The 24703-nt window shown below is 65.3% G+C and carries 27 protein-coding genes; 16 read left to right on the forward strand and 11 right to left on the reverse strand.

All coding sequences use genetic code 11. The annotated features are described in order from the left end of the window. Nucleotides 1-3: 3 nt before the first annotated feature. Nucleotides 4-1143: a molybdopterin-synthase adenylyltransferase MoeB gene (moeB, locus tag QMF22_RS04425; protein ID WP_283450798.1), complete on the forward strand. Its 1140-nt coding sequence runs from the start codon at nucleotides 4-6 to the stop codon at nucleotides 1141-1143. Between the two features lie 83 nt (nucleotides 1144-1226). Here moeB and QMF22_RS04430 read toward each other — a convergent pair whose 3' ends face one another. From QMF22_RS04430 to QMF22_RS04445, 4 genes are all read right to left on the reverse strand, one after another. Further along, on the reverse strand, nucleotides 1227-2702 hold the full coding sequence (locus QMF22_RS04430; protein ID WP_283450800.1) for an amidase: 1476 nt from the start codon (nucleotides 2700-2702) through the stop codon (nucleotides 1227-1229). Between the two features lie 11 nt (nucleotides 2703-2713). After that, a complete protein-coding gene (locus QMF22_RS04435; protein WP_283450802.1) occupies nucleotides 2714-3988 on the reverse strand; it encodes a M20 family metallo-hydrolase in 1275 nt (424 codons plus the stop codon). Nucleotides 3989-4036: 48 nt separating this feature from the next. Then, a complete protein-coding gene (locus tag QMF22_RS04440; protein WP_283450804.1) occupies nucleotides 4037-5368 on the reverse strand; it encodes an MFS transporter in 1332 nt (443 codons plus the stop codon). A 291-nt stretch (nucleotides 5369-5659) separates the two neighbouring features. Continuing rightward, nucleotides 5660-6574 carry a LysR family transcriptional regulator gene (locus QMF22_RS04445; protein ID WP_283450806.1) on the reverse strand — a complete coding sequence of 305 codons (915 nt, stop codon included), beginning with the start codon at nucleotides 6572-6574 and terminating at the stop codon, nucleotides 5660-5662. A gap of 136 nt (nucleotides 6575-6710) precedes the next feature. Between QMF22_RS04445 and QMF22_RS04450 the strand changes: the two genes are divergently transcribed. From QMF22_RS04450 to QMF22_RS04480, 7 genes are all read left to right on the forward strand, one after another. Further along, nucleotides 6711-7376, forward strand: coding sequence for a GntR family transcriptional regulator (locus tag QMF22_RS04450; protein ID WP_283450809.1), 666 nt, complete (start codon nucleotides 6711-6713; stop codon nucleotides 7374-7376). 139 nt (nucleotides 7377-7515) lie between these two features. After that, the gene (locus QMF22_RS04455; RefSeq protein ID WP_283450811.1) at nucleotides 7516-8685 is read left to right on the forward strand and encodes a branched-chain amino acid ABC transporter substrate-binding protein; all 1170 of its coding nucleotides are present in this window, start codon (nucleotides 7516-7518) and stop codon (nucleotides 8683-8685) included. A gap of 132 nt (nucleotides 8686-8817) precedes the next feature. After that, nucleotides 8818-9711: a branched-chain amino acid ABC transporter permease gene (locus tag QMF22_RS04460; RefSeq protein ID WP_283450813.1), complete on the forward strand. Its 894-nt coding sequence runs from the start codon at nucleotides 8818-8820 to the stop codon at nucleotides 9709-9711. 1 nt (nucleotide 9712) lies between these two features. Next, nucleotides 9713-10768, forward strand: coding sequence for a branched-chain amino acid ABC transporter permease (locus QMF22_RS04465; protein WP_283450814.1), 1056 nt, complete (start codon nucleotides 9713-9715; stop codon nucleotides 10766-10768). Beyond that, nucleotides 10765-11565 (forward strand): ABC transporter ATP-binding protein, encoded by an 801-nt coding sequence (locus QMF22_RS04470; protein WP_283450816.1) that lies wholly within the window; start codon nucleotides 10765-10767, stop codon nucleotides 11563-11565. The genes QMF22_RS04465 and QMF22_RS04470 overlap by 4 nt, the downstream gene beginning before the upstream one ends. Then, entirely contained in the window at nucleotides 11552-12262 is a 711-nt protein-coding gene (locus tag QMF22_RS04475) for an ABC transporter ATP-binding protein (protein WP_283450819.1), read from the forward strand. Before QMF22_RS04470 ends, QMF22_RS04475 begins: the two co-directional genes overlap by 14 nt. 144 nt (nucleotides 12263-12406) lie before the next feature. Continuing rightward, nucleotides 12407-12571, forward strand: a complete 165-nt coding sequence (locus tag QMF22_RS04480; RefSeq protein ID WP_196844235.1) for a hypothetical protein — start codon at nucleotides 12407-12409, stop codon at nucleotides 12569-12571. Between the two features lie 85 nt (nucleotides 12572-12656). Here the strand turns inward: QMF22_RS04480 and QMF22_RS04485 are convergent, their stop codons facing one another. The 4 genes from QMF22_RS04485 to QMF22_RS04500 all read right to left on the reverse strand — a co-directional run bounded on the left by QMF22_RS04485 (nucleotide 12657) and on the right by QMF22_RS04500 (nucleotide 15975). Further along, nucleotides 12657-12959, reverse strand: coding sequence for a putative quinol monooxygenase (locus QMF22_RS04485; protein WP_283450825.1), 303 nt, complete (start codon nucleotides 12957-12959; stop codon nucleotides 12657-12659). Beyond that, nucleotides 12956-13756, reverse strand: a complete 801-nt coding sequence (locus QMF22_RS04490) for an ATP-binding cassette domain-containing protein (RefSeq protein ID WP_283450827.1) — start codon at nucleotides 13754-13756, stop codon at nucleotides 12956-12958. Before QMF22_RS04490 ends, QMF22_RS04485 begins: the two co-directional genes overlap by 4 nt. Beyond that, nucleotides 13753-14799, reverse strand: a complete 1047-nt coding sequence (locus tag QMF22_RS04495) for an ABC transporter permease (RefSeq protein WP_283450829.1) — start codon at nucleotides 14797-14799, stop codon at nucleotides 13753-13755. The genes QMF22_RS04490 and QMF22_RS04495 overlap by 4 nt, the downstream gene beginning before the upstream one ends. A 75-nt stretch (nucleotides 14800-14874) precedes the next feature. Next, nucleotides 14875-15975, reverse strand: a complete 1101-nt coding sequence (locus tag QMF22_RS04500) for a substrate-binding domain-containing protein (RefSeq protein ID WP_283450831.1) — start codon at nucleotides 15973-15975, stop codon at nucleotides 14875-14877. Nucleotides 15976-16097: 122 nt separating this feature from the next. On the opposite strand from QMF22_RS04500, the gene QMF22_RS04505 reads away from it, so the two are divergent. Together QMF22_RS04505 and QMF22_RS04510 are read left to right on the forward strand one after the other, a co-directional pair. Next, nucleotides 16098-17141, forward strand: coding sequence for a LacI family DNA-binding transcriptional regulator (locus QMF22_RS04505; RefSeq protein WP_283451629.1), 1044 nt, complete (start codon nucleotides 16098-16100; stop codon nucleotides 17139-17141). After that, nucleotides 17134-18030: a carbohydrate kinase family protein gene (locus QMF22_RS04510; protein ID WP_283450832.1), complete on the forward strand. Its 897-nt coding sequence runs from the start codon at nucleotides 17134-17136 to the stop codon at nucleotides 18028-18030. Before QMF22_RS04505 ends, QMF22_RS04510 begins: the two co-directional genes overlap by 8 nt. A gap of 30 nt (nucleotides 18031-18060) precedes the next feature. Here the strand turns inward: QMF22_RS04510 and QMF22_RS04515 are convergent, their stop codons facing one another. Further along, nucleotides 18061-18645, reverse strand: a complete 585-nt coding sequence (locus QMF22_RS04515; RefSeq protein WP_283450835.1) for a HEAT repeat domain-containing protein — start codon at nucleotides 18643-18645, stop codon at nucleotides 18061-18063. Between the two features lie 213 nt (nucleotides 18646-18858). Between QMF22_RS04515 and QMF22_RS04520 the strand changes: the two genes are divergently transcribed. The 3 genes from QMF22_RS04520 to QMF22_RS04530 are packed head-to-tail and all read left to right on the forward strand — an operon-like array spanning nucleotide 18859 to nucleotide 21463. After that, the gene (locus QMF22_RS04520; RefSeq protein WP_283450837.1) at nucleotides 18859-19872 is read left to right on the forward strand and encodes a methionine ABC transporter ATP-binding protein; all 1014 of its coding nucleotides are present in this window, start codon (nucleotides 18859-18861) and stop codon (nucleotides 19870-19872) included. Beyond that, nucleotides 19869-20612 (forward strand): methionine ABC transporter permease, encoded by a 744-nt coding sequence (locus tag QMF22_RS04525; RefSeq protein WP_283450839.1) that lies wholly within the window; start codon nucleotides 19869-19871, stop codon nucleotides 20610-20612. The genes QMF22_RS04520 and QMF22_RS04525 overlap by 4 nt, the downstream gene beginning before the upstream one ends. Before the next feature lie 20 nt (nucleotides 20613-20632). Then, nucleotides 20633-21463, forward strand: coding sequence for a MetQ/NlpA family ABC transporter substrate-binding protein (locus QMF22_RS04530; protein ID WP_283450841.1), 831 nt, complete (start codon nucleotides 20633-20635; stop codon nucleotides 21461-21463). 217 nt (nucleotides 21464-21680) lie between these two features. Here QMF22_RS04530 and QMF22_RS04535 read toward each other — a convergent pair whose 3' ends face one another. Continuing rightward, on the reverse strand, nucleotides 21681-22127 hold the full coding sequence (locus QMF22_RS04535) for a GNAT family N-acetyltransferase (protein WP_283450843.1): 447 nt from the start codon (nucleotides 22125-22127) through the stop codon (nucleotides 21681-21683). Nucleotides 22128-22186: 59 nt separating this feature from the next. On the opposite strand from QMF22_RS04535, the gene QMF22_RS04540 reads away from it, so the two are divergent. Genes QMF22_RS04540 through QMF22_RS04550 form a run of 3 tightly spaced genes read left to right on the forward strand, consistent with a single transcriptional unit; the run spans nucleotide 22187 to nucleotide 24269 of the window. Then, complete coding sequence (locus QMF22_RS04540) at nucleotides 22187-22633, forward strand: FAS1-like dehydratase domain-containing protein (protein ID WP_283450845.1); 447 nt, start codon at nucleotides 22187-22189, stop codon at nucleotides 22631-22633. Continuing rightward, entirely contained in the window at nucleotides 22630-23067 is a 438-nt protein-coding gene (locus QMF22_RS04545) for a MaoC family dehydratase (protein ID WP_283450848.1), read from the forward strand. Before QMF22_RS04540 ends, QMF22_RS04545 begins: the two co-directional genes overlap by 4 nt. A gap of 2 nt (nucleotides 23068-23069) precedes the next feature. Further along, nucleotides 23070-24269: a UDP-N-acetylmuramate dehydrogenase gene (locus tag QMF22_RS04550; RefSeq protein WP_283450851.1), complete on the forward strand. Its 1200-nt coding sequence runs from the start codon at nucleotides 23070-23072 to the stop codon at nucleotides 24267-24269. A 15-nt stretch (nucleotides 24270-24284) separates the two neighbouring features. Here the strand turns inward: QMF22_RS04550 and QMF22_RS04555 are convergent, their stop codons facing one another. Then, a complete protein-coding gene (locus QMF22_RS04555) occupies nucleotides 24285-24698 on the reverse strand; it encodes a hypothetical protein (RefSeq protein WP_283450854.1) in 414 nt (137 codons plus the stop codon). Nucleotides 24699-24703 lie beyond the last annotated feature (5 nt).

Genomic DNA, 24703 nt, shown 5'->3' on the forward strand with positions numbered 1-24703 from the left:
CGGATGCTCGCGCCACTCGTCGAACCCGGCGCGGAGCTCACGGCGGGCGAACGTGAGCGCTACTCACGCCACATCCTGCTGCCCGAAATAGGCGCGCTCAACCAGCGCAGGCTGAAGAATGCGCGAGTACTCGTGATCGGCGCTGGCGGACTCGGCTCGCCGGTGCTGCTCTACCTCGCCGCCGCCGGAGTCGGCACGCTCGGCATCGTCGACCACGACGCGGTGGATCTCAGCAACCTGCAGCGCCAGATCATCCACGGCACCTCCGACCTCGGTCGCTCGAAACTGGCATCCGCCGCGGCCGCCGTCGCCGAACTCAATCCGCTCGTCACCGTGCACCAGCACGATGTCTGGCTGTCTGCCGATAACGCTCTCGACTTATTCGCCCCGTACGACCTGATCATTGACGGCGCCGACACCTTCGCCACGCGTTACCTGGTGAGCGACGCCGCCGCGCTGCTCGGTAAGCCCTGCGTCTGGGGATCCATTCTGCGCTTCGACGGGCAGGTCAGCGTGTTCTGGAACCGGCACGGTCCGACGTACCGCGACCTGTATCCGGAAGCCCCGCTGGCCGGCGCGGTGCCGAGTTGCAGCGAGGGCGGTGTGTTCGGAATGCTGTGCGGAACTATCGGCACCACGATGGTCGCCGAGGCCGTGAAACTGATCACCGGGGTGGGGCGCACGCTGCTGGGCCGGGTCGTGCTGTTCAACGCACTCGACGCGACCTGGCGCGAAATCAGCGTCGCCCGCGACCCGGCCGCCCCAGCGATCACCGAGCTGATCGACTACGACCTGTTCTGCGGAACATCAAGCACGAATGCGATTTCGGTGCAACAACTGGCCGCTCTGCTCGATCGGAGGGCGCGCGGCGAGCTCGACTTCGACCTCGTCGACGTGCGGGAGCCGGCGGAATACGACATCGTGCACATTGACGGGGCGTTACTCGTGCCGCAGGGCGGCATCCTCTCGGGGGAGGTCGTTCTCGCCCGCGACCGTGACATCATCGTGCACTGCAAGGCCGGGCCGCGCGCGAACACCATTGTGGCCGAGCTGCACCGCCGCGGCTATGAGAATGTGCGCCAGGTCGAAGGCGGAATCCTCGCCTGGGTGAACGAAATCGAGCCCGCACTGCCGACCTACTGAGTGAGCCGGGGCTCGCGGCACGTGTTTGAGAATGTGGCACTGGTTTGAACCGGGGCCGTCTTCTCAAACACATGCCACGAGCATCAGCCGCCGATCAGCGTGTACCGGTAGGCCCACGGTCGCACCGTTTCGACGGCGGCACCCACCCGAAAAACCGTGTCATCATCAAACGGATGCCCGACGATCTGTACCCCGGTGGGGATGCCGCAATCCGCCAGGCCGCTCGGAACCGCGAGCACGGGGCAGCGGTTCGCGATGTTGAACGGCACCGTCATGTGCGCCTGCCAATAGTGTTCGAGGTGCTGCCCGCCGGCCGTGATGCCGTCGAGGTAGTGTTCGGCGGCGGTCAGGGCCGCGACCGCCGAGGTCGGGCAGATCAGGGCGTCGAACCCGGTCATCACGGCGGCGAGCTCACCCTGTATTCGGGTTTCGGCACTGAGGCCGTCGAGAAAACGAGTGCCGGCGGCCGCCGCGCGGGCATCCGCCATGAATTGCACCGTGTAGGCGGCGAGTTCACTCTCGGTGCCGCGGGTTTCATCCTCCATCGCCGGGCCGAGGATATTGCCGAAGTGGGTGAAAGACACCCGGTGGATCTCGGCCGAAGTCCACGGCAGCTCGACCTCCTCGACGATGGCGCCGGCGCCCTGCAGTGCCGCAGTGACAGCGCGGGTGTTGGCTTCCACGTCGGGATCGACGAGGTAGTCGCCGAGCTGAATACACAGGGCGATGCGCAGTCCCTCCACCGACGCCCACGAGCCCGGAAGCGGACGGGTGGCGGCGAGCGAGGCATGGTCCCCCGGATGCCGGCCGGCCATCACGTTGGCGAGCAGGGCGGCATCCGCTACCGTGCGAGCCATCGGACTGTCGCCGCGATAGTAGTCGGCCGCCAGCGGCGCGACGCCCGGAATGCGACCGTACGGGGCCTTGAACCCGACGGTTCCGGTGAAGGCGGCCGGCAGCCGGGTCGAGCCGGCAATGTCCGAACCGGTGGCGAGCGGTGCAAACCCCGCCGCGAGGGCAGCGCCGGAACCGCCGGATGAACCTCCGGGCGAAAGCGCCAGGTTGAACGGATTGCGGGTGACCCCCCAGAGCGGTGAGTGCGTCACCGTGGCACAGCAGAACTCGGGCGTCGTGGTGCGGGCGTGCACGATACCGCCGGCCGAGCGGATGCGGCTGATCACCGGATGATCCGAGCTCGCCACCACGTCGCGCTGGCCGACCAGGCCGTTGCTGAGCACGTGCCCTGCGAGGGAATGCTTCTCCTTCGCCGCGACCGGCAGGCCGAGCAGCGGGCCCGGCTGACCACCGAAACGGTACTCACCGTTCGAGTGATACTGGCGCTCGGCGTCGCGGGCCGCGATTCGTGCCTCGTCGGTCAGCTGCTCGGTGAGCGCGTTCACGCGCGGGTTGACCGCGTCGATGCGCTGCAGAACAGCTTCGAGCAGCTCGACCGGCGACAGGTCGCGCGACCGGAACAGGCCGAGCGCCTCGGTCGCGCCCAGGTAGGCCAGGTCGGTGGTGTTCGAAATGGTGGCCGGTGGTTCGGTGCGGCTGATCACGCCCGGCCCGACTACGCCCGGGCCGTCGATGCCAGTGTGGGAGCCGCCGCCCGATCGACCAGCGCCCCGTTGACCAGGTCCGTGGTGACCTCGGTGAGCAGTGCGAGCCCGGCGACCATGTCGGCATCCGTGGTGAATTCGCGTTCGCAGTGCGAGACACCGTCGACGCTCGGAATGAACATCATGATCGAGGGCACGATGGTGTTCATCGCGACCGAGTCGTGGCCGGCCATGGTCTGGATACGCCGGCTGGAGAGCCCGGCACGTGCGGCGGCCGCCTCGGCCAGCTGCAGGCCGTCTTCAGGAAAATGACGGATGGGACGAATATCGAAGTCGGTCACGTTGATATTAATCTCGTGTTCGACGGCGAGGGCGGCGATCTTCTCGAGCAGGGTGGCGCGGGCCGCCTGCACGATCGCCGGGTCGTTGCTCCGCAGGTCGGCGACGAGGCGCACCCGGCGGGCGACGACGATGGGGGAGTTGGGTTCGAGGGTCAGCTGCCCGACCGACGACACGATGGCCTCGTCGGCGAAGTCGTTCGTGACCTCGCGGACCATTAAAATAATCTTTGCCGCGGCGACCAGAGCGTCGTGCCGGTCGGCCATGGCTGTTGCGCCGGTGTGGGACTGCTCGCCCAGCACCTCAATATCGAGCTTCTGGGTGTACCAGCTGTGGTCGACGACGCCGATCGCTATCTGCTCGCGCTCCAGAATGCGCCCCTGCTCGATGTGGATCTCGGCGTAGCTCACCGTGACCGGCCGCGGGTCGGTGCCGAGGTAGCCGATCTCGGCGAGCGCGGCGCGGGCGGTCACGCCGCCCAGGTCGGCCACGTCGAGCATCGTCTCCTGGTCGAACAGGCCGACGAACACGCTGCTGCCCATGACGCTCGGTGGAAACCTGCCGCCCTCTTCGTTGAACCAGTTCACCACGGCGAGATTGAACGGCGGCACGGTTCCGCTCGCCTGCACCAACTCATCGACATTGCGGGCCGCGTGCAGTGCAGCGAGCACGCCGTAGGCGCCATCGAAGCGCCCGCCGAGCGGCTGACTGTCGAGGTGCGAGCCGACCAGAACGTAGGGTGCGCCGGGGGTCCATTCGATCAGGCCGAACATATTGCCGATGCCATCGACCTGCAGGGTGTACCCGGCGTCGGCGACCCACTTCGAGAACCACGCCCGGCTCTGGGCATCTTCGGCAGTCGCGGCCTGGCGGTCGACCCCGTTGCGAGGCGTAGCGCCGATGGTGGCGACGTGGTGAAAGTCGGTCAGAAAGTCAGCAGATGACACGGTGTGCTCCTTCAATATGCGGATACTACGAAAACGGATGCCGCCGGTTCAGCCGAGACGCCCCCGCGTCTCTGGCACCTTGGTGAGCGTCACGAGCAGGAACACGATCACGGCGGCGCCGGCCATGTAGAAGCCCGGGGCGAATGCAACGCCGGAGCTGGACACGAGGGCGGTGCCGACGAGCGGTGCGGTGCCGCCGAAGATGGCGTAGCCGAGGTTGTAGCTCACGGCGGCGCTCGTGAAGCGGGTTCTGGTCGTGAAGATCTCGACGAAGAAGGTATAGCAGCCACCGCCGTAGATGCACAAAGGAATGACGAACAGCATCTGGCCGAGCAGGGCGAGCGGTAGGCTGCCGCTCGTGACGAGCATGAAGCTCGGCACGGCCAGGATGGCGATCGCGGCTGACCCGGCGATGAGCATGGGCTTCCGCCCGACCCGGTCGCCGAGGCGTCCGCCGATCGGCAGCAGCACCGCATAAAGAGCGAGCGCGGCCGCATTGGCGACCAGGGACTGCTCGCGGCTGAGGTTTCCCGTGGTCTGAACGTACGCCACGAAGTAGGCCGAGAGAAAGTAGAAGCCCATCGCGGTCAGGCCCATCACGAAGATGACCTGCACCATGCGCAGCTTGTTCTCCCGGAAAGTTTCCTTGATCGGGCTGAATTCTTTTGTCTTGGTGGCCTGGGCGTCGGTGAACGACTTGCTCTCGCTGGTCTTGCTGCGAATCCAGACGCCGAACAGGGCCAGCGGCAGTGCGAGCAGAAACGGCAGACGCCAACCCCAGGCAGTGAACGACTCATCGGACATGCTGTGGCTGAGAATGAGGATCATCGTTCCGGCGAACACCGACGGCAGCGCCGTCGCTGCGATGGTGAGGTTCAGCCACAGGCCACGCCGGTCGATCGGTGCGTGCTCGAAGACGAATGAGGGGGCGCCGACCGATTCGCCGCCGGCCGAGAAGCCCTGTACGAGACGCAGCAGCAGCAAAAGCAGCGGAGCCCAGAATCCGATCTGGTCGAAGGTCGGCAGCAGACCCATGGCTGCGGTCGCGGTGCCGATGGCGAGCAGGGTGATGGCGAGCACCTTGCGTCGGCCGATTCTGTCGCCGAGGGCTCCAAAGAACAGGCCGCCGAGGGGACGCACGACGAACGCGACGCCGAAGGTGGCGAAGGTGGCCAGCAGGGCGAGGATGGGGTCTGAGCTGGGAAAGAACAGCTGGGAGAAGATGACGGCGGTCAGGCCGTACAGGGTGAAATCGTAGAACTCGATGAACTGGCCGATGCTGCCGCCGAGCAGCACCTTCTTCTGCAGGCCGGTGATCTTCTCGGGCGGAGCGGTCTCGGCGGTCGGACTGATCGGGGCGGTGGCTTCGGTCGTGGTCATGAAAACCACCGTACGATCGGCATGATTCCGGCACTCGCCGCTTCATTTCTGGCCCGTGAACTCTTCCCGGGCCGTATGTCGGTCATATTGCGGCGCATCCACTGGTGTGTAACCGGGGCGACACATGAATTGTCTGCTCGAACACTGATCCTCCTTGATCGCGACCAGTCGAATGCCGGTCACAGACGAGCGGTGCCGGAGGGGGCGACTGATTGTGGTCAAGCTTGTGCGCGCCCGAACACCATTGTCCAATTGATTCTCACGGTCGACCACATAGATTTTGGTGATGGGCTACGACCGGGTGGCACCGTACAGTCGTCGGCAGATCTCTTCGAAAGCGAGTGCCCGGCGCGTGGGCAGGGAGCCTTCGAGGCGAACGAGCATGACCTCGCTCGGCGGAAACTCATCGGTCAGCCGCAGCGGCACCACCCGGCCGCCGGAATAAGGCACATCGTTGTACACCCGTTGGTTGAGCAGCGCATAGCCGTGACCCTGGGCAACGAAGGACCGCACCGTTTCGTAGCCGGCGAACCGGTGGCGCACGTTGGGCGACACCCCGGCGAGGGCGAACAGGCTCTCGTAGTACTCCCGGCTGTGCGGCAGGTCGAGCAAGATGAGGGGCTCTCCGGCGAGGTCGCGCAGGGCGATCTCCTGGCCGGGGGTGTTGGCCGCTCGATGCCCCTCGGGAACGATCACGTGCGGGGGAACCCGCTCGAGTACCTGGCGGGAAAAGCCGCCGCCGAGCCCATGCCCGTACGTGAGCGCGAGGTCACAGCGCCCCTCGCGCAGGGCGGTCTGCAGCGAGGCGAGGTCGGCTTCGAAAAAGGTCACGTCGACGCCGGGATGGGTCGCTTCGAACGCCTTGAGAATGGCCGGCAGCCGAAACGACGCCAACGGGGAGAAGACCCCGACGGTCAGGTCGCCGGTGAGGGTTTCAGCGGCGCCATAGGCCGACTCGAACAGAAAATCGGCATGGTCGAGAAAATCCTTCAAGTCGAGCGCGAACTTGCGGCCCGTTGGTGTCAGCTTGAGCCCCGTCGACGGATTGCGCAGGAACAGTTGAGCGCCGAGCGTGCGCTCCAACTCCGCCATCGCGGTCGACACCGCCGACTGGCTCACGAGCAACCGCGCGGCGGCCCGGGTCATGCTTTCCAGCTCGGCAACGACGGCGAAATACCGCAGTTGGGTGAGGGTGAAGTGTCGCATAGGCTCCAGAGATTGCTCAATATTACCCAGTCGCCCCGGTCGGCGGCTCGCCCGCATTACTCATTTGCGGCCGAGCGGTAGATACTGGCGGCACGAGGCTCACAGCGGCCGCGTGTGCGGGTGAGGAGCCAACGAGGTGTTTTTGATTCAAAAAGTGGAGCAGGGTTCCACCCTGCGCGACCGGATCGCGCAGTCGCTCGCGGCGGCGATCAACACCGGGGAACTCGCACCCGGTGCGCTTGTGACGGTGCCGACCCTGGCCATTCGTTTCGAGGTATCCGCGACCCCCGTTCGGGAAGCCATGCTCGATCTGGAACAGCGTGGCTTTGTGACGGCCGTGCGCAACAAGGGGTTTCGGGTAACCGAGATGAGCGATAAGGACCTGCGCGAGGTGATCGAGTTGCGCCAATTGCTGGAGGCGCCGACCATGGGAGCCCTGGCCGGCACTCTCGACGGCGACACGATTGCGCGCTGGAGGTCAGTGGCTGACGAGATCTCCGAGCACGCGCGTAACAAGGATCTGGCTGGATTTCTCGACGCTGACCGGCGATTTCATCTTGGGCTCCTGGCACTGCACGGCAGCTCTCGCCTCGTTGACATGGTCGGCGAATTGCGCGCCCAAACCCGCATGGTCAGCATCACCGTGATGATGCAGAGTGATGAGCTCTGGGTAACGGCGCGGGAGCACCACCTCATGCTCGATCTGCTCGCGAACGGAGATTCCACCGCGCTGCGCCAACTCACGGTAGATCATTTGGCCACTGTCGCGGGCTGGAGCATCGCCGCGGGCGAGACGCTGTGAGCCCACTTTTGAAGTTGGGAAAAAGCTGGGAGTGTGTAATGTGTCATACAGCACTGGGGTGTTTGGGTGCTTGTTCCAAGCCGTCTTGCAATCAAGTCGTGTAGAACACTCACCCGGCGCTCTCACAGGAGAGGCACACATGAGAATCTCAAAGCGCAGCACAATGCTGCTCGGCGTCGCCACGGCGATGCTTCTTGCGACATCAGGATGCAGCAACGGACTGCTCGCCGGCGATAGCTCTGGCAGCGCTGACACCGGCACGGTCAAGCTCGCCATGGTCGTTCCCATCTCGGGTCCCAGCGCCCCGACCGGCGAGTACATGCAGAACGCGGCCCAACTGGCCGTGGACGAAATCAACAAGGCCGGCGGCGTGCTCGACGGCCGTCAGCTCGAACTGCTCGTCGAAGACGAAGCGTGCGACGCCCAGCAGGGCGTGGCCAGCGCGAACAAGGCCGTCTCGGCCGGTGCCGTTGTGTCCGTCGGCGGCTATTGCTCGGGAGCAACTCTTCCGCAGCTGCCGATCTTCGCCGAAGCCAACGTGCCCATGATCATTCCCGCGGCCAACTCGCAGGATCTGGTCAAGCAGGGCCTCAAGAACGTGTTCCTCGTCAACGGCACTGGCAATCAGCAGTCCACCGCCGCTCTCAAGTACATGTTGAAGTCCGGCGTCACGTCGGTGGCCCTCGTCGACGACAACGACAGCTACGCCGTTGACATCACCGCAGAGACCAAGCGACTGATCGAGGACGACGGCGCCGTGACGGTGGCCCTGAGTACCTCCGTCACCCCCGGGGAGAGCGACTATTCCGCTGCCGTCCGCGACATCATGAGTGCCAACCCGGAGCTGGTCTACTGGACCGGCTACTACCAGGAGGGCGGCCTCATCATCAACCAGCTGCGCAACGCCGGCTTCGAGGGCAAGATCATGGTCGCCGACGGCAGCGTTGACGCCTCCATCTCGACGATCGCCGGCGCCAACGCTGAAGGCGTACTCGCCACGATGACCCAGACCCCCGACACGCTGGAGGGTGGTGGCGACTGGATCGCGAGCTACGAGGACGCGTTCGGCAGCGCCCCCGGACCGTTCTCGCTGCAGTCCTACGACGCGGTTCGTCTGGCCGCCCACGCCATCGACGAAGCGGGTTCTACCGATGGCGACGCGATCATTGCAGCGCTTGAGGCCGTCGACGGGTTCAAGATGTTCTCGGGTCCCCTCACCTTCACGGCCGAGCACACCCTCTCCAGCGGTGGATTCGTCATCCTGTCCGTTCAGGACGGCGCCTTCGCCCTCGAGGACGCCCTGTCCTGATCCAAAGTTCTGATCATTAGTTCTGACTAAGGGCCCTGATCTTCGGCACGAAGCCGAGATCCTGACCCAGCTAGCGGATGTCGCGGCCCACGCCGCGGCATCCGCTCAACTGTTCACAGAAAACGGGACATCATGATGCAAATTATTTGGGACGGGCTGTTCGTGGGCTCGTTCTACGCCCTGATCGCGCTGGGATACAGCATGGTCTACGGCATCATCAAGCTTCTAAACTTCGCCCACGGTGACATCTACATGTTGGGCGCTTTCATCGGCTTCGTCATGCTCACCTCGATGGGCGGACTGCCAGGTGCGCTGAGTATCGGCGCGCTCCTCGTCGTTCTGCTCGCGAGCATGGTTCTCACCGGTGGCGCCGGCGTACTCATCGAGCGCTTTGCCTACCGGCCGCTGCGCAAGGCCCCGCGATTGGCCGTACTCATCACCGCTGTCGGCGTCTCGTTCACCCTGCAGTACGGCGTGAGCGCCATCATGGGCCCGAACCCCCGCTCCTACCCGGTCCGGCTCGAGGGTGATGTGTTCGACATCCTCGGCGCCCGGATCTCGCTTCCCCAGGTGCTGCTGATGGCCATCGCCGCCATTTTGATGGTCTCCCTCAATACCTACATCCAGAAGACGTCGACCGGGCGAGCAATGCGTTCCATCTCCCTGGACATGAAGGGTTCCCTGTTGATGGGAATCAACGTCAACTCCGTAATCACCCGCACCTTCTTCATCGGCTCGGCCCTGGCGGGTGCCGCCGGCGTCATGTCCGGCGCTTACTACGGAAAAATCGACTTCATGATGGGGTTCCTGATCGGCCTCAAGGCGTTCACCGCTGCCGTCATCGGCGGCATCGGAAATATTCAGGGGGCCATGCTCGGCGGCCTGGTGCTCGGCCTGCTGGAAGCCTTTGGAGCTTCGGTATTCGGTGGCGAGTGGCGTGACGTCTTCTCCTTCGTTGTGCTGATCCTCTTCCTCACTTTGCGTCCGACCGGAATTCTCGGCGAACGAGTTACGGAGCGTGTCTAGCATGAGTGGATCAACCTTCAAGAGCCAGGCGCCGCGCCGCACTGGCCCCGCCGCTGCCTGGGTCTCCGGACTGCTCGAAAACAAATACCTGGGCTGGATAGCCCTGGCCGCAGCGTTGCTGGCACCGCTACTGACCGCCTCACCGTACTCGCTCAACGTGATGACAACGGCGGCGATCTTCGTGATGCTCGCCGCGGGCCTCAATATTGTCGTCGGCTACTGCGGACTGCTCGACCTCGGCTATATCGCCTTCATGGCGGTCGGCGCCTATACGGCCGGCATCGTCTCGAAGGCCTTCGAGTTGCCGCTGCTCTTCACAATTCCCGCAGTGCTGGTCATGACGATTCTGGCCGGACTCATCATCGGTGCGCCGACCCTGCGTCTGCGCAGCGACTATCTCGCGATCGTCACCCTCGGCTTCGGCGAGATCACCAGGATCACGGCCAACAACCTCAGCGTCACCGGGGGGCCCTCTGGCATCTACGGTATTCCCAAATTGCTGACGTTCGGTGACTTCAGTGTGCACAGCCCGGCCGTGTTCTACTACGTAACCATTCTCATTGTCGCCTTCTTCGTGCTGGCCTCGGCCCGCCTGGGCAAGTCCCGCCTTGGCCGTGCCTGGCGTTTCGTGCGGGAAGACGAGGATGCCGCGGAAGCGATGGGGATTCACACCTACAAGGTGAAGCTCATGGCGTACATCTTCGGTGCGGTCTGGGGCGGCTTTGCCGGTGTGCTGTTTGCCTCTCACCTCACGGCAATCTCGCCGAAGAGCTTCATCTTTCTACAGTCGGCCCTCGTGCTGATGGCCGTCGTGCTCGGCGGTATGGGCAACATGCGCGGAGTCGTCGTCGGCGCACTGGTCATCTCCCTGCTGCCTGAATTGTTGCGCGACCTGTCTGAATACCGGTATCTCGCCTTTGGCCTGCTGCTCGTGGTCGCCATGGTGTTCCGCCCGAAGGGCTTGTGGCCCGCTCACGGCCACGAAGAAGAACGTAAGAAGAAGGAACCGGAGCAGACGGCGGTCGACGCCGCAGTCTCGAGAGGGGAAAGCCGATGAGCGTGGTACTCGGGGTCAACGATCTGCAGATCGCCTTCGGCGGTGTCAAAGCTGTCGACGGACTCACCTTCGACGTGCACGAAAAGGAGATCATCGCCGTCATCGGGCCGAACGGTGCCGGCAAGACCAGCGCGTTCAACTGCATCACGGGCTTCTACAAACCGACCGGCGGTGCCGTCGTGATGGACGGCATCGACATCACCGGGAAGCGTCCGGCCGACATTGCCGCCGTGGGCGTTGCACGAACGTTTCAAAACCTGCGCTTGTTCAACGACCTGACCGTGCTCGACAACGTGCGAGCCGGAATGCACCTGAATCGGGGTCAGAGCTGGGTGGATGCAATTTTCCACTCTCCCCGGTTCAAGCGCAGTGAGGCTGCCTATACCGAGGAAGCGCACTACTGGCTGGACTTCGTGAACTTCGAAGGCCCCCGTGGGGTGCCGATCGCCAACCTCTCCTATGGGCAGCAGAAGCAGGTGGAGATATCGCGAGCACTGGCCCGCAAGTCCAAACTGCTCCTTCTCGACGAGCCGGCCGCCGGTTTGAACTACACGGAGAAGCAGAATCTGCTGGAATTGTGCCGCCGTATCCGTGACCTCGGCACCTCTATTGTGCTGATCGAGCACGACATGGGGCTGGTCATGGAGCTGTCGGAGCGCATCGTCGTGATGAACTTCGGTCGCGAGATCGCCGAAGGCACACCGGCCGAGGTCAAGGCGAACCCCGCCGTGATCGAGGCGTACCTCGGCAAGAACGATGAAGAGGACGAGGAGGTGGGGATCGATGGCAATGCTTGAATTCGACAACGTCGACGTCTTTTACGGCAAGGTTCAGGCGCTGCGCGGGCTCAGCCTGCACGTTGACGAGGGCGAAATCGTCGCGCTGCTCGGCAATAACGGTGCCGGCAAGACGACGACACTGTCCACCGCGTCGGCATTGGTCAAGGTTGGTTCCGGAATACTCAACTTCGGCGGCGTGGACATAAGCCGGGCCAATCCCTGGGATGTCGTGGCAGCGGGTCTCATCCACGTTCCGGAAGGCCGGCGAATTTTCAGCACCCTCTCCGTGCTGGAGAACCTTCAGCTGGGCGGCTTTCTGGTCAAGGACCGCGGTGTCGTGGCCAAACGGATCGAGCGCGTCTTCGCTCTGCTGCCGCTCTTGTTCGAACGGCGGACCCAGCAGGGTGGCACCCTGTCTGGCGGTGAGCAGCAGATGCTCGCCATCGGTCGTGGGCTCATCGCCGGGCCGAAGATGCTCATGCTGGACGAGCCCTCGATGGGGCTGGCCCCGCTGATCGTCAACCAGGTCATGGACGTGATCAAGGAAATTCGGGAGCAGGGCACGACCGTGCTTTTGGTGGAGCAGAACGCGCGAGCAGCCCTGCGCGTCACCGATCGCGCTTATGTGATTGAAAGCGGTGCAACCACCGTGGAAGGCAAGGGTTCAGACCTGCTCAACGACCCGCGCATCATCGACGCGTACTTGGGCGCCTAGCCGGAATGAGAGCTGCGCGAGGCGCTGGGAGCGGCTGAGGCGACACTCGAGTGGATGCTGCGGCCCGGCATCCACTAGCCGCCCCATTAGGGGGTAATATCACTGCAATCGGGACCTTCCCGCGCGTGAATGAAAGGTCGGACTATGAACCCGCTACTCATCATTGTGGCCATTGTTGCGGTGGTGCTGCTCATTACCGGCGGTCTGGTGCAGTCGCTTCAATTTCTGCTCTGGGTCGGTATCGTGCTCGCGATCATCGCGGTGATCATGTTCCTGATGCGGTCAATGTCAGGGCGCAAGAGCGTCTAGCACGGCAGGAGAACAGCCGGCAGCGGGAGAATGGACTCCAGCTGCCGGCTGTTTCCGTCCGTTCGCGGACCCGGCCGCGGGCCGCTCAAACCAGAGGACTCAGAAACGTCAGGGTTGAGCCGCCGCCCGTGACCAGCAGGCCGAGTTCCCGATTGAACTCCGCTCCGTAGGCGGCGGCGCGGTGGGCGTCGAACGCGGCGGGGTCGCGGTATTCCTCGTAGACAAAGAAGGTCGCCGGGTCGGTGTCGAGTTGGTGCGGGTCGAAACGGATACAGCCGGCCTCCCGTCGCACATGCGACGTGAGGTCGCGCAGCAGGCGCGCGACCTCACCCTCGTGCCCGGGGAGCGCCGTGAACTCGGCGTAGAGGGCGATCACCGGACCGCTCATGCCTTGCGTGCTCCGGTCATGATGGCCACCGCATCGGTCATGCTGTGCGACTGCGGGGTGATTGTCGTCGCGCACTTCCCGAGCCGCTGGATGTGGATGCGGTCGGCGACCTCGAACACGTGCGGCATGTTGTGGCTGATCAGAATGACCGGGATGCCGCGGTCGCGCAGGTTTTTCACCAGCTGCAGTACTTGGTTGGATTCGCGCACGCCCAGGGCCGCGGTCGGTTCGTCGAGCACGACGACCTTTGAGCCGAAGGCAGCTGCCCGTGCCACGGCCACGGCCTGGCGCTGCCCGCCGGAGAGATTTTCGACCGGAACGGTGACGTCCTGTAGTGTCGTGATACCGAGGTCGGCGAGCTGCTGGCGGGCCTTCTTGCGCATGCCCTTCTTGTCGACCATGCGAAAGACCGAACCGAGAATTCCCTTGCGACGCTCCTCGCGGCCCAGGAACAAGTTGCTGGCTACGTCGAGCGCCGGCGACACGGCGAGCGTCTGGTAGACGGTCTCGATGCCGGCGAGGTGGGCATCCTGCGGCCGTTTGAAGTGCACCGGCTTGCCGTCGAGCAGAATTTCGCCCTCGTCGGCGACTTCGGCGCCGGTCAGGCACTTGATCAGCGTGGACTTGCCGGCGCCGTTGTCCCCGATGATCGCCAGGACTTCGCCGGGGTAGAGGTCGAGGCTCACGCCGTCGAGTCCCACCACCCGGCCGTAGGTCTTCACGAGGTTGCGAGCCTGCAGGATGGGCTGGCGAGTTTCTGCGGCCGGCGTGGCGGCGGCATCCGTCGTGAGAGTCATTTGCGTACCTTTCGAATCCACTGGTCGACCGAGACGGCCACGATGATGAGTACGCCGACGGCGAAGGTCTGCCACAGCACGTCGAGGCCGGCCAGGGAGAGCCCGTTGCGGAAGACGCCGACGATGAGGGCGCCGAGCAGGGTGCCCCAGACTGTTCCGCGGCCACCGAACAGGCTGGTTCCGCCGATCACGACCGCGGTGATCGAGTCGAGGTTGAGATCACCGCTCGCGTTAGGGGAGGCGGCGTTGCTGCGGCCGATCTGGATCCAGGCGCCGATGGCGAGAATGGCACCGGCGGCGAGGTAGACGCTCATGAGCACCCGGTTAACCCGGATTCCAGCGAGGCGGGCGGCCTCCTTGTCGTCGCCGACGGCGTAGACGTGGCGACCCCAGGAGGTGTTGTTGAGGATGAACGCGATGACGAAGTAGAGCACGAGCATCATGAGTACGCCGGTGGTGAAGTTGACGCCGCCGATGTTGAAGGTCGTGCCGGACCAGGTCAGCAGGTCGGGCATATCGCCGCCGCGCACGGTTGCGCCGGCGGTGTAGAGCAGGGTGAGGGCCAGGAAGATGTTGAGCGTGCCCAGGGTGACGATGAACGGGGGCAGCCGCAGCTTGGTGACCAGGAATCCGTTGAATGCGCCGGCGGCGAGGCCGACGACGAGGCCGAGCAGCAGTCCGAGGATGGCGGGGATGCCGGTTTGCACGGTGACCTGGGCGGTGATCATCATCGCGAGTACCATGACCGCGCCGACCGAGAGGTCGATGCCGGCGGTGAGGATGATAAGGGTCTGGGCGATGGCCAGGGTACCCACCACGGCCACCTGCTGGGTGATCAGCGAGAGGTTGGCCGGGTTGAGGAACCGCTCATTGAGCAGACCGAAGACGATGACGGCAAACACCAGCACGATGGCCGGGCTGAGCGCCGGGTAGCGGTGCAGCACATTGCGCAGCCGGCTCAGCGGCGTGGTGCGGTCGAGGAACTCCTCGGCGAGATCGTGCGGCCCGGTAGTTGCCGGGACCTGTTGGGTGGACTGACTCACGAGCGACCTCCATTGGTCGAGGGTAAAAGTGGGAATGCGCGGGATGCCCGGGGCCGGGCATCCCGCGCGTGGGACTTAGCCCCAGCAGATCTTCGAGGCTGCGGTGGTGTCGATCGACTCGATGCCGCTCTGCGGGTCGTCGGTGACGAGGGCGACGCCCGTGTTGTAGAAGTCGAGGCCCTCGGTGACCGAGGGCTTGGTGCCCGTCTTCACGAGGTCAGCGATGGCCTGCACACCGAGTTCGGCCATCTTGACCGGGTACTGCTGGGCGGTCGCCCCGATGAATCCGTCCTTCACCTGGCTGACGCCGGCGCAGCCGCCGTCGACCGAGGCGATGATCATGTCGGTCTTCCCGGCGGCTTTGAATGCCTGGTAGGCGCCATAAGCGGCGGGCTCATTGATCGTGTAGATCACATTGATGTCGGGGTTCTTGCTCAGCAGCGTCTCGGCGGCGGTACGTCCGCCGTCTTCCGCGCCATCGGTGGGTTCGTTGCCGACGATTTCGTAGTCGCCGCCACTGTAGCTGCCGGTCTTCGCCTCGTCACCGTTCTTGGTCTTGTCGTTGGTGTCGATGCCCATGCCGTCGAGGAATCCCTGGTCCCGGTTGTAGTCGACCGAGACGATCTTGTCGCTGAACAGGTCGAGCATGGCGATGGTGGCCTTCTTGCCGTCGAGCTTGGCGGCCGTCCACTTGCCGATATCCTGGCCGGCCAGGTAGTTGTCGGTGGCGAAGGTGATGTCCACGGCGTCGGGGTTCGTCGGCGGCGTGTCGAGGGCGATGACGAAGAGCCCGGCGTCGCGGGCCTTGACCAAGGCGTCTTCGACTCCCGGACCGTTGACGGTGATCAGGATACCCTTGTCGCCCTTGGAGATGGAGTTCTCAATCGCCTGGATCTGGGTGTCTTCGTCGCCGTCCTTCTTTCCGGCGGCCAGGGTGAGCGTGATGCCGAGCTTGTCGGCGGCGGTCTTGGCGCCGTCCTCCATGGCGACGAAGAACGGGTTGCTGGTGGTCTTGACGATGAGCGAGACGCCGATGGCGTCGCTGCTGCCACCGTCACTGGAGGTGCTCGTTGACCCGCCGCTGGCACAGCCGGCGAAGCCGAGCGTGGCAAAAGTGGCAACGGAAACGGCGGCAACGATGCGCCGAGAGACCGGGTTGCGTGCTGTGCGATTCATCAGTGAATCTCCTCTGATTGGTGGGAGGCGATCTCCCTGACAACGATGTCAGAAATATTTTTAGACCAATATTGCTATAGAATCAAGGCACTTAATCAAATTGGAGATTAATTGTGACAACGATGTCGGTGGGGGGTTCTGGGGCGGCACCGCGCGCCCGACCGACGATGCGTCAGGTTGCCGCGCTGGCCGGGGTTGGCATCAAGACGGTGTCGCGGGTGATCAACGGCGAGCCCAACGTATCCGACGCCATGATCGCGAAGGTGAGAGAGGCGGCGGACAGCCTCGACTATCAGCCCGATCTGCACGCCGGTAACCTGCGCCGCGCCGACGGCCGCACCAAAACCCTGGGGCTGCTCGTGGGCAGCGTCGCCAATCCGTTCTACGGAACCGTCCATCGGGCGGTCGAGGAGGCCGCGACCGCCCGCGGAATAGCGGTGTTCGCGTCGAGCCTGGACGACGATCCAGATCGGGAAGAGGGTCTGGTTTCATCGTTCCTGCAGCGTCGCGTCGACGGGCTCATCCTCACAACGGTGACCAAGAGTCAGGCCTACCTGGCTCCGGAACTGCGCCGAGGAACGCCGCTGGTCTTCATAGACCGCGAACCGGCTGGCATCGAAGCGGATGCCGTCGTCAGCGACAACGCTGCCGGCTCCGCCCTCGCCACCCGCCACCTGCTGGAGCACGGGCACCGCCGCATTGCGTACCTCGGCGACCTTGACTCCATTCAAACCGCCCGCGAGCGGCGACGCGGGTTTCTCGACGAGTTGGGCCGAGCGGGGGTGGCGACCCGCGACATCCCGGTCATCGTCGACCTGCACGACGAAGCATCGGCCAACCGGGCCGTGCTTGCCCTGCTCGACTCGCCGAACCCCCCAACGGCGCTCTACACCAGCCAGAACCTGGTTACGATCGGTGCGATCACCGCGCTGCGCGCGCGCTCGATGCAGAACCGGGTGGCGCTGGTCGGGTTCGATGATATTTCTCTCGCCGACCTGCTCAGCCCCGGCATCACCGTGGTCGCCCAGAATCCGCAGCGCATCGGCGAGCTGGCCGCGCAGCGGCTGCTGGCCCGCCTGGACGGCGACCAGACCCCCGCACACCCCTACATCGTGCCGACCGAGCTCATCGCTCGCGGCTCCGGAGAGATTGGACCAAATGCCTGAACTCAATGCCCCCGCCCGTGTCGTCGTCGTCGGCGACGCCCTGATCGATGTGCTGCGCGACTCCGAGGCGAGCCGGGAGTTTCCCGGTGGCGCCGCCCTCAACGTGGCGGTCGGCCTGGCCGTGCTGGGGGTTCCGACCACCCTGATCGCCATGGTCGGCGATGACGCCGACGGCGTGGGCCTGCGGTCGTTCCTCGACCAGTACGGCGTTGAGCTCATCGCGACGGTAGGCCCGGTCGGATCGTCGCGGGCCGTCTCCGACCGCACCGACGGTGAACCCCGGTACTTCTTCAACGACGCCGCTAAGGGGCGGCGCATCGAGTTCGGCGCGGCCGAGCGGACCGCGCTGGCCGCCGCCCCCTTCGTCGTCGTGAGTTGCTTTCCGTTCGATGACACCGCCCAGACCGAGGCCTTCGCCTCCTGTGTCACCGACCCGGAACACCGCCTCGTGATCGACCCCAACCCGCGGGCCGGCATGCTGCACGACGGACCGCGGTTCGTGCGCAACTTCGAAGCGCTCGCCGCGCGCAGCCTGCTCGTGAAAGTCGGCGACGAAGACGCCGACCTGCTCTACGACAGCACACTGGAAGACCTGCGCGAACGTCTCATCGACAGTGGCGCACACACGGTGCTGGCGACCGCCGGGCGCCTCGGCGCCTCGGTGACCTTCGCCCAGAATGAGCGGGTCACCGTGCCGATCGCGCAACTCGACGGCCCGGTCATCGACACGATGGGAGCGGGGGACGCGACGCTGGCGGCATCCGTTTGCACGATCGTGACCGACGGGGTGCCGCAGGATTCCACCGCCTGGCAGGCACTGCTCGCCGACGCCATGCTCACCGCCGCTGCGACCTGCCGGCACGAGGGAGCGCTGCTCCGCCGGCCGTAGCCGGCTTGTCGAGCGTATGCCTGGGGCTGGCTACGCCTCGGACTCCGCTTCGGTTGTCGGCTGCGGCGACGTCAGCCGCAGGCGCGAACGGATGGCGTCGCGGGCCTGCTGGGCGGCGCGGCGTACCTCCTTGTCGGAGTCGCGCAGGCGCACCTCGATCGTGGCGACATTGGCTTCGGTGCCCTGGTCGGCGAGGGCGTGCAGCGCGGCGCTCCGCACGCGCGGGTTCTCGTCGGTGGTGAGGCGCACGAGCTTGGGCACCACCTGCAGTCCGCGCAGGAGCACGACCTTGGCGCACATCTCGCGTACCCGCCAGGCCTGATTGGTCAACCCGACGACGATGTAGGGCGCGGCCTGCTCGCCCCAGACGTGCAGCAGCACCCGGGCGCCCCAGAGCTCGGGCCAGTACAGCGCGGGAGCACCCTCGAGAATGCCGAGCGCGTGGCGCCCGCCCGCGTAGAGCAGAAAGTCTTTGCCGGCGTTCTTGGCGCGCAGCAGGGCCACGGCGTTGTCGATGACGACGTTCTCGCCGTAGTGCGCGACGGCGGCGCGAATGCGCTCGTCGGTCGGCAGGTCGATCGGAAGGTCGGGGTGCGGGATCAATTTGTTTTGCATAGCCCTCTAACGCTACCTCCCCCTGCTGTTCCCATGCTCGCGAGAGCGCTAAAAGTGCCCGATTGAGGGGCTCAAACGCGCACTTTTTGCGCTGTCTCGGCCCGGGTCACACTTCGACACAGACGCGGCACCAATTTGCGGAGCTCGGTGGGGGCCACGAGAGTAGAAGCGTTGCGGTGCATCGGTACCGCTCGTCAACAGGCCGGGTGCCCAGTGATCTCCGTCAAACATGTCTCCAAGACCTTCGGGTCGGGTGCCTCGGCAACGACCGCCCTCCACGACGTAAGCCTCGAGGTCGCTCGCGGTGAAATCTTCGGCGTGATCGGCCAGAGCGGCGCCGGCAAGAGCACCCTGATACGGGCGATCAACCTGCTCGAACGTCCGAGCGCGGGCACTGTCACCGTGGACGGCGACGAGCTCACCCAGCTTTCTCCGGACCGGCTGCGCCTGGCCCGACGCAAAATCGGCATGGTCTTTCAACACTTCAACCTGCTCGCCGGTCGCACCGCACAAGGAAACGTCGAGCTGGGCCTGGAGATCATCGGCGTCGGAGGCGCCGACCGTCGTCGCCGGTCACTCGAGATCCTCGATCTGGTCGGGCTCGCCGACAAGGCCGGCGCCTACCCCGCCGAACTCTCTGGCGGCCAGAAACAACGCGTCGGCATCGCCAGGGCACTCGCCGGCAACCCGAAAATTCTGCTCTCCGACGAGGCCACGAGCGCCCTCGACCCCGAGACCACGCGGTCCATTCTCGACCTCGTGAAAACGATCAACGTGCAGCTCGGGCTGACCGTGCTGCTCATCACGCACGAAATGGATGTCGTCAAACGGGTCTGCGACTCGGCCGCCATGCTCGAAAATGGTCGCATCCTCGAGCAGGGCTCGATCGTGTCGCTCATCTCGACCCCGGGTTCGCGGCTGGCGCATGAACTGTTTCCGCTCGGCGCTGTGCCGCCGCACGCCGGCAACACCGTGATCGAAATCACGTTCAGCGGCGGCTCGGCCGACCGGCCGGTCATCGCCCAACTGGCCCGCAACTACGGGCTCGACGTGAGCATCCTCGGTGCCGCCGTCGAGACCATCGGCGGCAAGCAGGCCGGGCGCACCCGGTTGGAACTGCCGGGTTCGCCGGTGGCCAATGCCGCCCCGATCAATGATCTTCGCGGGCAGGGACTGCTCGTGGAGATCGTCGGCGCCGCGGCGCAGGTGGAAGAGGCTCGCGCATGATCGACCCAACGGACCCCGGATTCTGGCCCGGACTATTCCAAGTGCTGCTGGTCGGCACCGGCGAGACCCTCTATATGGTTGGCGTCGCCCTGCTGCTCACCGTTCTGATCGGGCTGCCACTCGGCATCGTGCTGGTCGGCACCGAACGCGGCGGCTTGTTCGAGGCCCCGTTCGGCTCGATCTGGTTCGGCCACATCGTCAACCGGGTGCTGGAATTCATCGTGAACTTGGGCCGTTCGGTGCCGTTCATCATTCTCATGGTGGCGCTGATTCCGTTCACCCGGCTCGTGGTCGGAACGTTCATCGGCTCGACGGCGGCGATTGTTCCGTTGACCATCGTGGCCATTCCGTTCTTCGCCCGCATGGTGGAAATCGCCATCAAGGAGGTCGATGCCGGCCTCATTGAAGCCGCCGAATCGCTCGGCGCGACGCGGTGGCAGATCGTCGCCAAGGTGCTCGTACCCGAGTCGCTCTCCACGTTGATCCTCGGGCTGTCGACGACCGTGACGTCGATCATCAACTTCTCGGCCATGGTCGGCACAGTGGCCGGTGGCGGGCTCGGCAGCGTCGCGGTGCTCTACGGCTACCAGCGCTACAGCACCATCCACATGGTCGCCGTCATCATCCTCATCTTCGTCATCGTCATGATTCTGCAGGGCCTCGCCACTGGGCTGGCTCGCCGTTTTTCTCACCGGGGCCGACCAGCAGGTACCCGGGCTTCCGTTCCCACAGCCATCTAGCACCCCACGAAAAGAGACCCATGAAGCTCACCTCCCGCGCTGGCCGCCTCACCGTCGTCGCCTTCGCCGCATCCGCTCTGCTGGGGCTGTCGGCCTGCGCCGCCGAAACGCCAGCCGCTACCGGCTCCGACGCCGCAGGCCTCGGTACGATCAACGTCGGTGCTCTCGCCACACCGGCGGGGGACATTCTCACCTTCGTGCAGGACAACCTCGCGGCCGACGCCGGGCTCGAGATCGTTTACAAGGACTTCACCGACTACAACACCCCGAACGTTGCACTGACCGACGGCTCGATCGACGCGAACCTGTTTCAGAACGCCACGTTCCTCGATACCTTCAACACCGCCACCGGCGGCGACCTGGTCAGCCTCGGGTCGGTCTACTTGCCGAGCGCCGCGTTCTACAGCGACACGGTGAAGAGCCTTGACGACCTCGAGGACGGCGCCCGCATCGCCATTCCGAACGACCCGACCAATGAAGGGCGCGCGCTCAAGATGCTCGCCGCCGAGGGCCTGATCGAGATCACGGACGAGCCGACCACGCTCGCCGACGTGACCGACAACCCGCGAGATTTTGACCTCGTGGAAATCGAGAACGCGACCCTGCCGCAGGCGCTGCCCGATGTGGATGCGGCCTTCGTCACGATCTCGTTCGCGCTGCCAGCCGGCCTCAGCGCCGATGACGCCATCCTCATCGAGGGCGCTGACAGCCCGTACTCGAACGTGCTCGCCACGACGCCGGAGCTCGAAAATGACCCGCGCGTGCTGAAGCTGCTCGAGCTGCTGCAAGCCCCCGAGACGCAGAAGTACATGACCGACACCTGGGGCGGCTTGGTCATCCCGACCGTCTAACCGCTTTAAGCGGATGCCCGGCCACGTCGTGTGGTCGGGCATCCGCTGGTTAAATGGCTGGCTTTGGTGGGTCGGCGGTGCCCGGGTCATCCGCTTCCCGCTCAGACATTCGGGTGTTCCGGGGCCCCACGAAAAGCATGCGGGACCCCGGAACACCCGAAAACTCGCAACTCCGCGGAAAACCCCGCCCCCGCCTCGACTCTCAGCGAGTTTCGGGTCAGGACAGGGTGAGCTCGAAGCCGGAGGCGTGTTCGTAGATGCCGTAGTTGCCGATGTCGGTGAAACCGAGGCTGCGGTAGAGGGCGAGCGCTTCGGGCTGGGCGTAGCCGGTTTCCAGGCGCATCCGCTCGTAGCCGAGGGTTCGGGCGAGGGCTTCAAGCTCGCGCAGAATCGTGCGGGCGTGGCCCTGCCGGCGGTAGTTCGGGTTGGTCCACATGCGCTTGACCTCGACGGTCGTGGCGTTGAACTGGCGCAGGCCACCGCCGGCTACGGTCACGTCGCCGTCGACGAGCACGAGAAAGCCGCCGCGGGGCGGATCGAACTCGGCCCCGTCGACGTCGTGCACGGAATCACCGTCGCCGTAGCGGGTTTCGTATTCACGATGCAGGTCGAGCAGAAGAGGGGCTACCTCGGGGTCACCGAGGCGCACGGATACACATTTCACGGTTAATAGTGTGCGCCCTGTTGCCGGGTGCTCGTGACCGCGCTTAGTAGACTCGACGGGTGTCAGTGAACCCAGAGTTGCAGGGGCGGGTCTTTCCGCCGGTCGCACCGTATCTTGTCGGCCGTGAAAAGGTGCGCGAATTCTCCCGCGCCGTGTTCGCGACCAACCCGATCAACCACGATCCCGAAGCGGCCCGCGCGGCCGGCCACACCGATGTCGTCGCTCCGCCCACGTTCGCCGTGGTCGTGCAGGAGGCCACCTTGGCCCAGCTCCTGGCCGAACCCGATGGCGGAATCGACTTCACCCGCGTCGTGCACGGCGACCAGCGCTTCAGCTACACCCGCGCGATCGTCGCCGGCGACGAACTCACGGCGACCCTCGCGGTGACGAGCATCAAGAGTCTCGGCGGCCATTCCATGGTCACCGCCGAGTCCACCATCGTTGATGCGAGCGGCGCACACGTCGTGACCGCGATCTCCACCCTCGTCGTCAGGGGAGACGAATGACCCCCGCCGCACCTATCAGAGCAGTGACCGAGCTCACGGTCGGCGACGTCGTCGCCGAGGCTAGCTTCGCCCTGACGCGCGATTCCCTCGTGCACTACGCCGGGGCATCCGGTGATTTCAATCCCATCCACTATCGCGACGATGTCGCGCAGTCGGTTGGGCTGTCCGGCGTGCTTGCCCACGGCATGCTCACCATGGGCCTGGCCGTGCAACCCGTCGTCGACTGGGCCGGCGACCCCGCCCGGGTCATCGACTATCAGGTGCGATTCACCCGCCCGGTCTTCGTCGACGCAACCGATGGAGCGGCCGTGACGGTGGTCGCCAAGGTCGGTGCCGTCGACGTCGAAGCGGGGATTGCCCGCATCGACCTGACCGTGACGTTCAACGGTGCGACCGTCCTCGGCAAGGCGCAGGCGCGCGTCAACCTTGGCTGATCATGATTGAACCAGTTGCACTGAGCACGCTCACCACCTTTCGGGTCGGCGGGCCGCCAGCTGCCCGAGTGGCGCCGGTCACCGAGCAGGACCTCATCAACGAGACCCTCGTGGTTTGGGGCATGGAGGAGAACTGGCTGCTGCTTGGTGGCGGCTCCAACACCGTCGTCGCTGATGAGGGCTTCGACGGCATCGTCATCCAGGTGGTGACGCGGGGAATCGAGGTTCTCGCCGCTGCACCTGAGAGCAGCGAAGCGGATGCCGCGGATGCGGCCGTCTCTGAAGCCGGCGCCGGCGCCGACGTCGGCTCCCGGGTACGGCTGCGCGTACAGGCCGGCGAACCCTGGGACGACCTCGTTGCCTACGCCGTGGATCACGGCTGGGCCGGCATCGAGGCACTCTCGGGCATTCCCGGATCGTGCGGTGCCGCCCCGGTGCAGAACATTGGCGCTTACGGTCAGGAGCTCTCCGACAGCCTGATCGCGATCGATTTTCTCTCCTTCGAGACCGGTGAGGTCGATCGGCTCGAACGCGCAGACCTGGCGCTTGGCTACCGCACCTCGGCTCTGAAACAAGGCTTACGTGGGGTCGTGCTCGCGATCGAACTGGAGCTGCACGATACCGCAGCCGAGGCATCCGTTTTGGGGAGTACCCTGGGCCAGCCCCTGAAATATGCCCAGCTCGCCGGGGCGCTCGGCGTTCAGCTCGGTGACCGGGTGCCGCTGGCGATCGTGCGGGCGACCGTGCTCGGTCTGCGGGCGGGCAAGGGCATGGTGCTCGATGCCGATGACCCCGATACCTTCAGTGCCGGGTCATTCTTCACCAACCCGATCGTCACCGAGACCTTTGCGCGCTCCCTGCCGACGGATGCTCCGCGCTGGCCGCTCGAGGCGGAGCCGGCCGACCGAGTTATTCCACTCGAGGAATATATGGGCGTCGGACCCATTCCCGGCGAGGAACCCGTGCGGCGGGTCAAGCTCAGCGCGGCCTGGCTCATTGAGCATTCCGGGGTTGGCCGCGGATTTCGCCTACCAGGCTCGAAAGCGGCGGTGTCGAGCAAACACACCCTCGCCTTGACGAACACCGGCGGGGCCACCGCCGAGGAAGTTGCCGAACTGGCCCGGTACGTGCTCGGCCGGGTGCAGGCCGAGTTTGGCGTGAACCTGCAGCCCGAGCCGGTGCTCGTGGGGCTGACGCTCTAGTCGACGGAGTGTTGGTCAGTCGGCGCGGCGAGCGGCGGCGGCGATGCCGGCCACGACCAGGCCGAGCCCGACCGCGATCACACCACCGAGCAGCCAGAGCGTGGGATCCGGCGGCGTCGGAAGCAGCGTGAAGACCGCCATGTAGGTGGCGAAGGCCAGGAGCAGGATGCCCCAGAGAATCGTGCCGAAGCGGGGGCGCAGCCGGGGTGTGGCAGTGGCTGGGGCTGGTGTCGGCAGGTCGCTGTTCGGGGCGAAGAAATCGTTCTCTCGGGGAGGAAAGCTCGATTCCGGGTAGGGAACGGTTGGATTGTCCGACAGCTTCGCGGTTGCCGATGCGTCGCCCGCCGGGTTCACGGAGAAATCCTCGGTGGGGGCGTTGGCGCCGCTTTGATCGGCGTCGGGGTTTTTGGGGGAAAGCGGGGTGGTCATGATGG

It is taken from the genome of Cryobacterium sp. PH31-L1, assembly GCF_030063145.1.
Taxonomy (GTDB): Bacteria; Actinomycetota; Actinomycetes; order Actinomycetales; family Microbacteriaceae; genus Cryobacterium.

What these genes read in the sequence shown, in the direction of transcription:
- moeB (WP_283450798.1), top strand. Translation starts at nt 4, where the DNA reads ATGCTCGCGCCACTCGTCGAACCCGGCGCGGAGCTCACGGCGGGCGAA.
- QMF22_RS04440 (WP_283450804.1), bottom strand. Translation starts at nt 5,368, where the DNA reads ATGACCACGACCGAAGCCACCGCCCCGATCAGTCCGACCGCCGAGACC.
- QMF22_RS04445 (WP_283450806.1), bottom strand. Translation starts at nt 6,574, where the DNA reads ATGCGACACTTCACCCTCACCCAACTGCGGTATTTCGCCGTCGTTGCC.
- QMF22_RS04455 (WP_283450811.1), top strand. Translation starts at nt 7,516, where the DNA reads ATGAGAATCTCAAAGCGCAGCACAATGCTGCTCGGCGTCGCCACGGCG.
- QMF22_RS04460 (WP_283450813.1), top strand. Translation starts at nt 8,818, where the DNA reads ATGATGCAAATTATTTGGGACGGGCTGTTCGTGGGCTCGTTCTACGCC.
- QMF22_RS04465 (WP_283450814.1), top strand. Translation starts at nt 9,713, where the DNA reads ATGAGTGGATCAACCTTCAAGAGCCAGGCGCCGCGCCGCACTGGCCCC.
- QMF22_RS04470 (WP_283450816.1), top strand. Translation starts at nt 10,765, where the DNA reads ATGAGCGTGGTACTCGGGGTCAACGATCTGCAGATCGCCTTCGGCGGT.
- QMF22_RS04475 (WP_283450819.1), top strand. Translation starts at nt 11,552, where the DNA reads ATGGCAATGCTTGAATTCGACAACGTCGACGTCTTTTACGGCAAGGTT.
- QMF22_RS04480 (WP_196844235.1), top strand. Translation starts at nt 12,407, where the DNA reads ATGAACCCGCTACTCATCATTGTGGCCATTGTTGCGGTGGTGCTGCTC.
- QMF22_RS04485 (WP_283450825.1), bottom strand. Translation starts at nt 12,959, where the DNA reads ATGAGCGGTCCGGTGATCGCCCTCTACGCCGAGTTCACGGCGCTCCCC.
- QMF22_RS04490 (WP_283450827.1), bottom strand. Translation starts at nt 13,756, where the DNA reads ATGACTCTCACGACGGATGCCGCCGCCACGCCGGCCGCAGAAACTCGC.
- QMF22_RS04500 (WP_283450831.1), bottom strand. Translation starts at nt 15,975, where the DNA reads ATGAATCGCACAGCACGCAACCCGGTCTCTCGGCGCATCGTTGCCGCC.
- QMF22_RS04505 (WP_283451629.1), top strand. Translation starts at nt 16,098, where the DNA reads ATGTCGGTGGGGGGTTCTGGGGCGGCACCGCGCGCCCGACCGACGATG.
- QMF22_RS04510 (WP_283450832.1), top strand. Translation starts at nt 17,134, where the DNA reads ATGCCTGAACTCAATGCCCCCGCCCGTGTCGTCGTCGTCGGCGACGCC.
- QMF22_RS04515 (WP_283450835.1), bottom strand. Translation starts at nt 18,645, where the DNA reads ATGCAAAACAAATTGATCCCGCACCCCGACCTTCCGATCGACCTGCCG.
- QMF22_RS04525 (WP_283450839.1), top strand. Translation starts at nt 19,869, where the DNA reads ATGATCGACCCAACGGACCCCGGATTCTGGCCCGGACTATTCCAAGTG.
- QMF22_RS04530 (WP_283450841.1), top strand. Translation starts at nt 20,633, where the DNA reads ATGAAGCTCACCTCCCGCGCTGGCCGCCTCACCGTCGTCGCCTTCGCC.
- QMF22_RS04545 (WP_283450848.1), top strand. Translation starts at nt 22,630, where the DNA reads ATGACCCCCGCCGCACCTATCAGAGCAGTGACCGAGCTCACGGTCGGC.
- QMF22_RS04550 (WP_283450851.1), top strand. Translation starts at nt 23,070, where the DNA reads ATGATTGAACCAGTTGCACTGAGCACGCTCACCACCTTTCGGGTCGGC.
- QMF22_RS04555 (WP_283450854.1), bottom strand. Translation starts at nt 24,698, where the DNA reads ATGACCACCCCGCTTTCCCCCAAAAACCCCGACGCCGATCAAAGCGGC.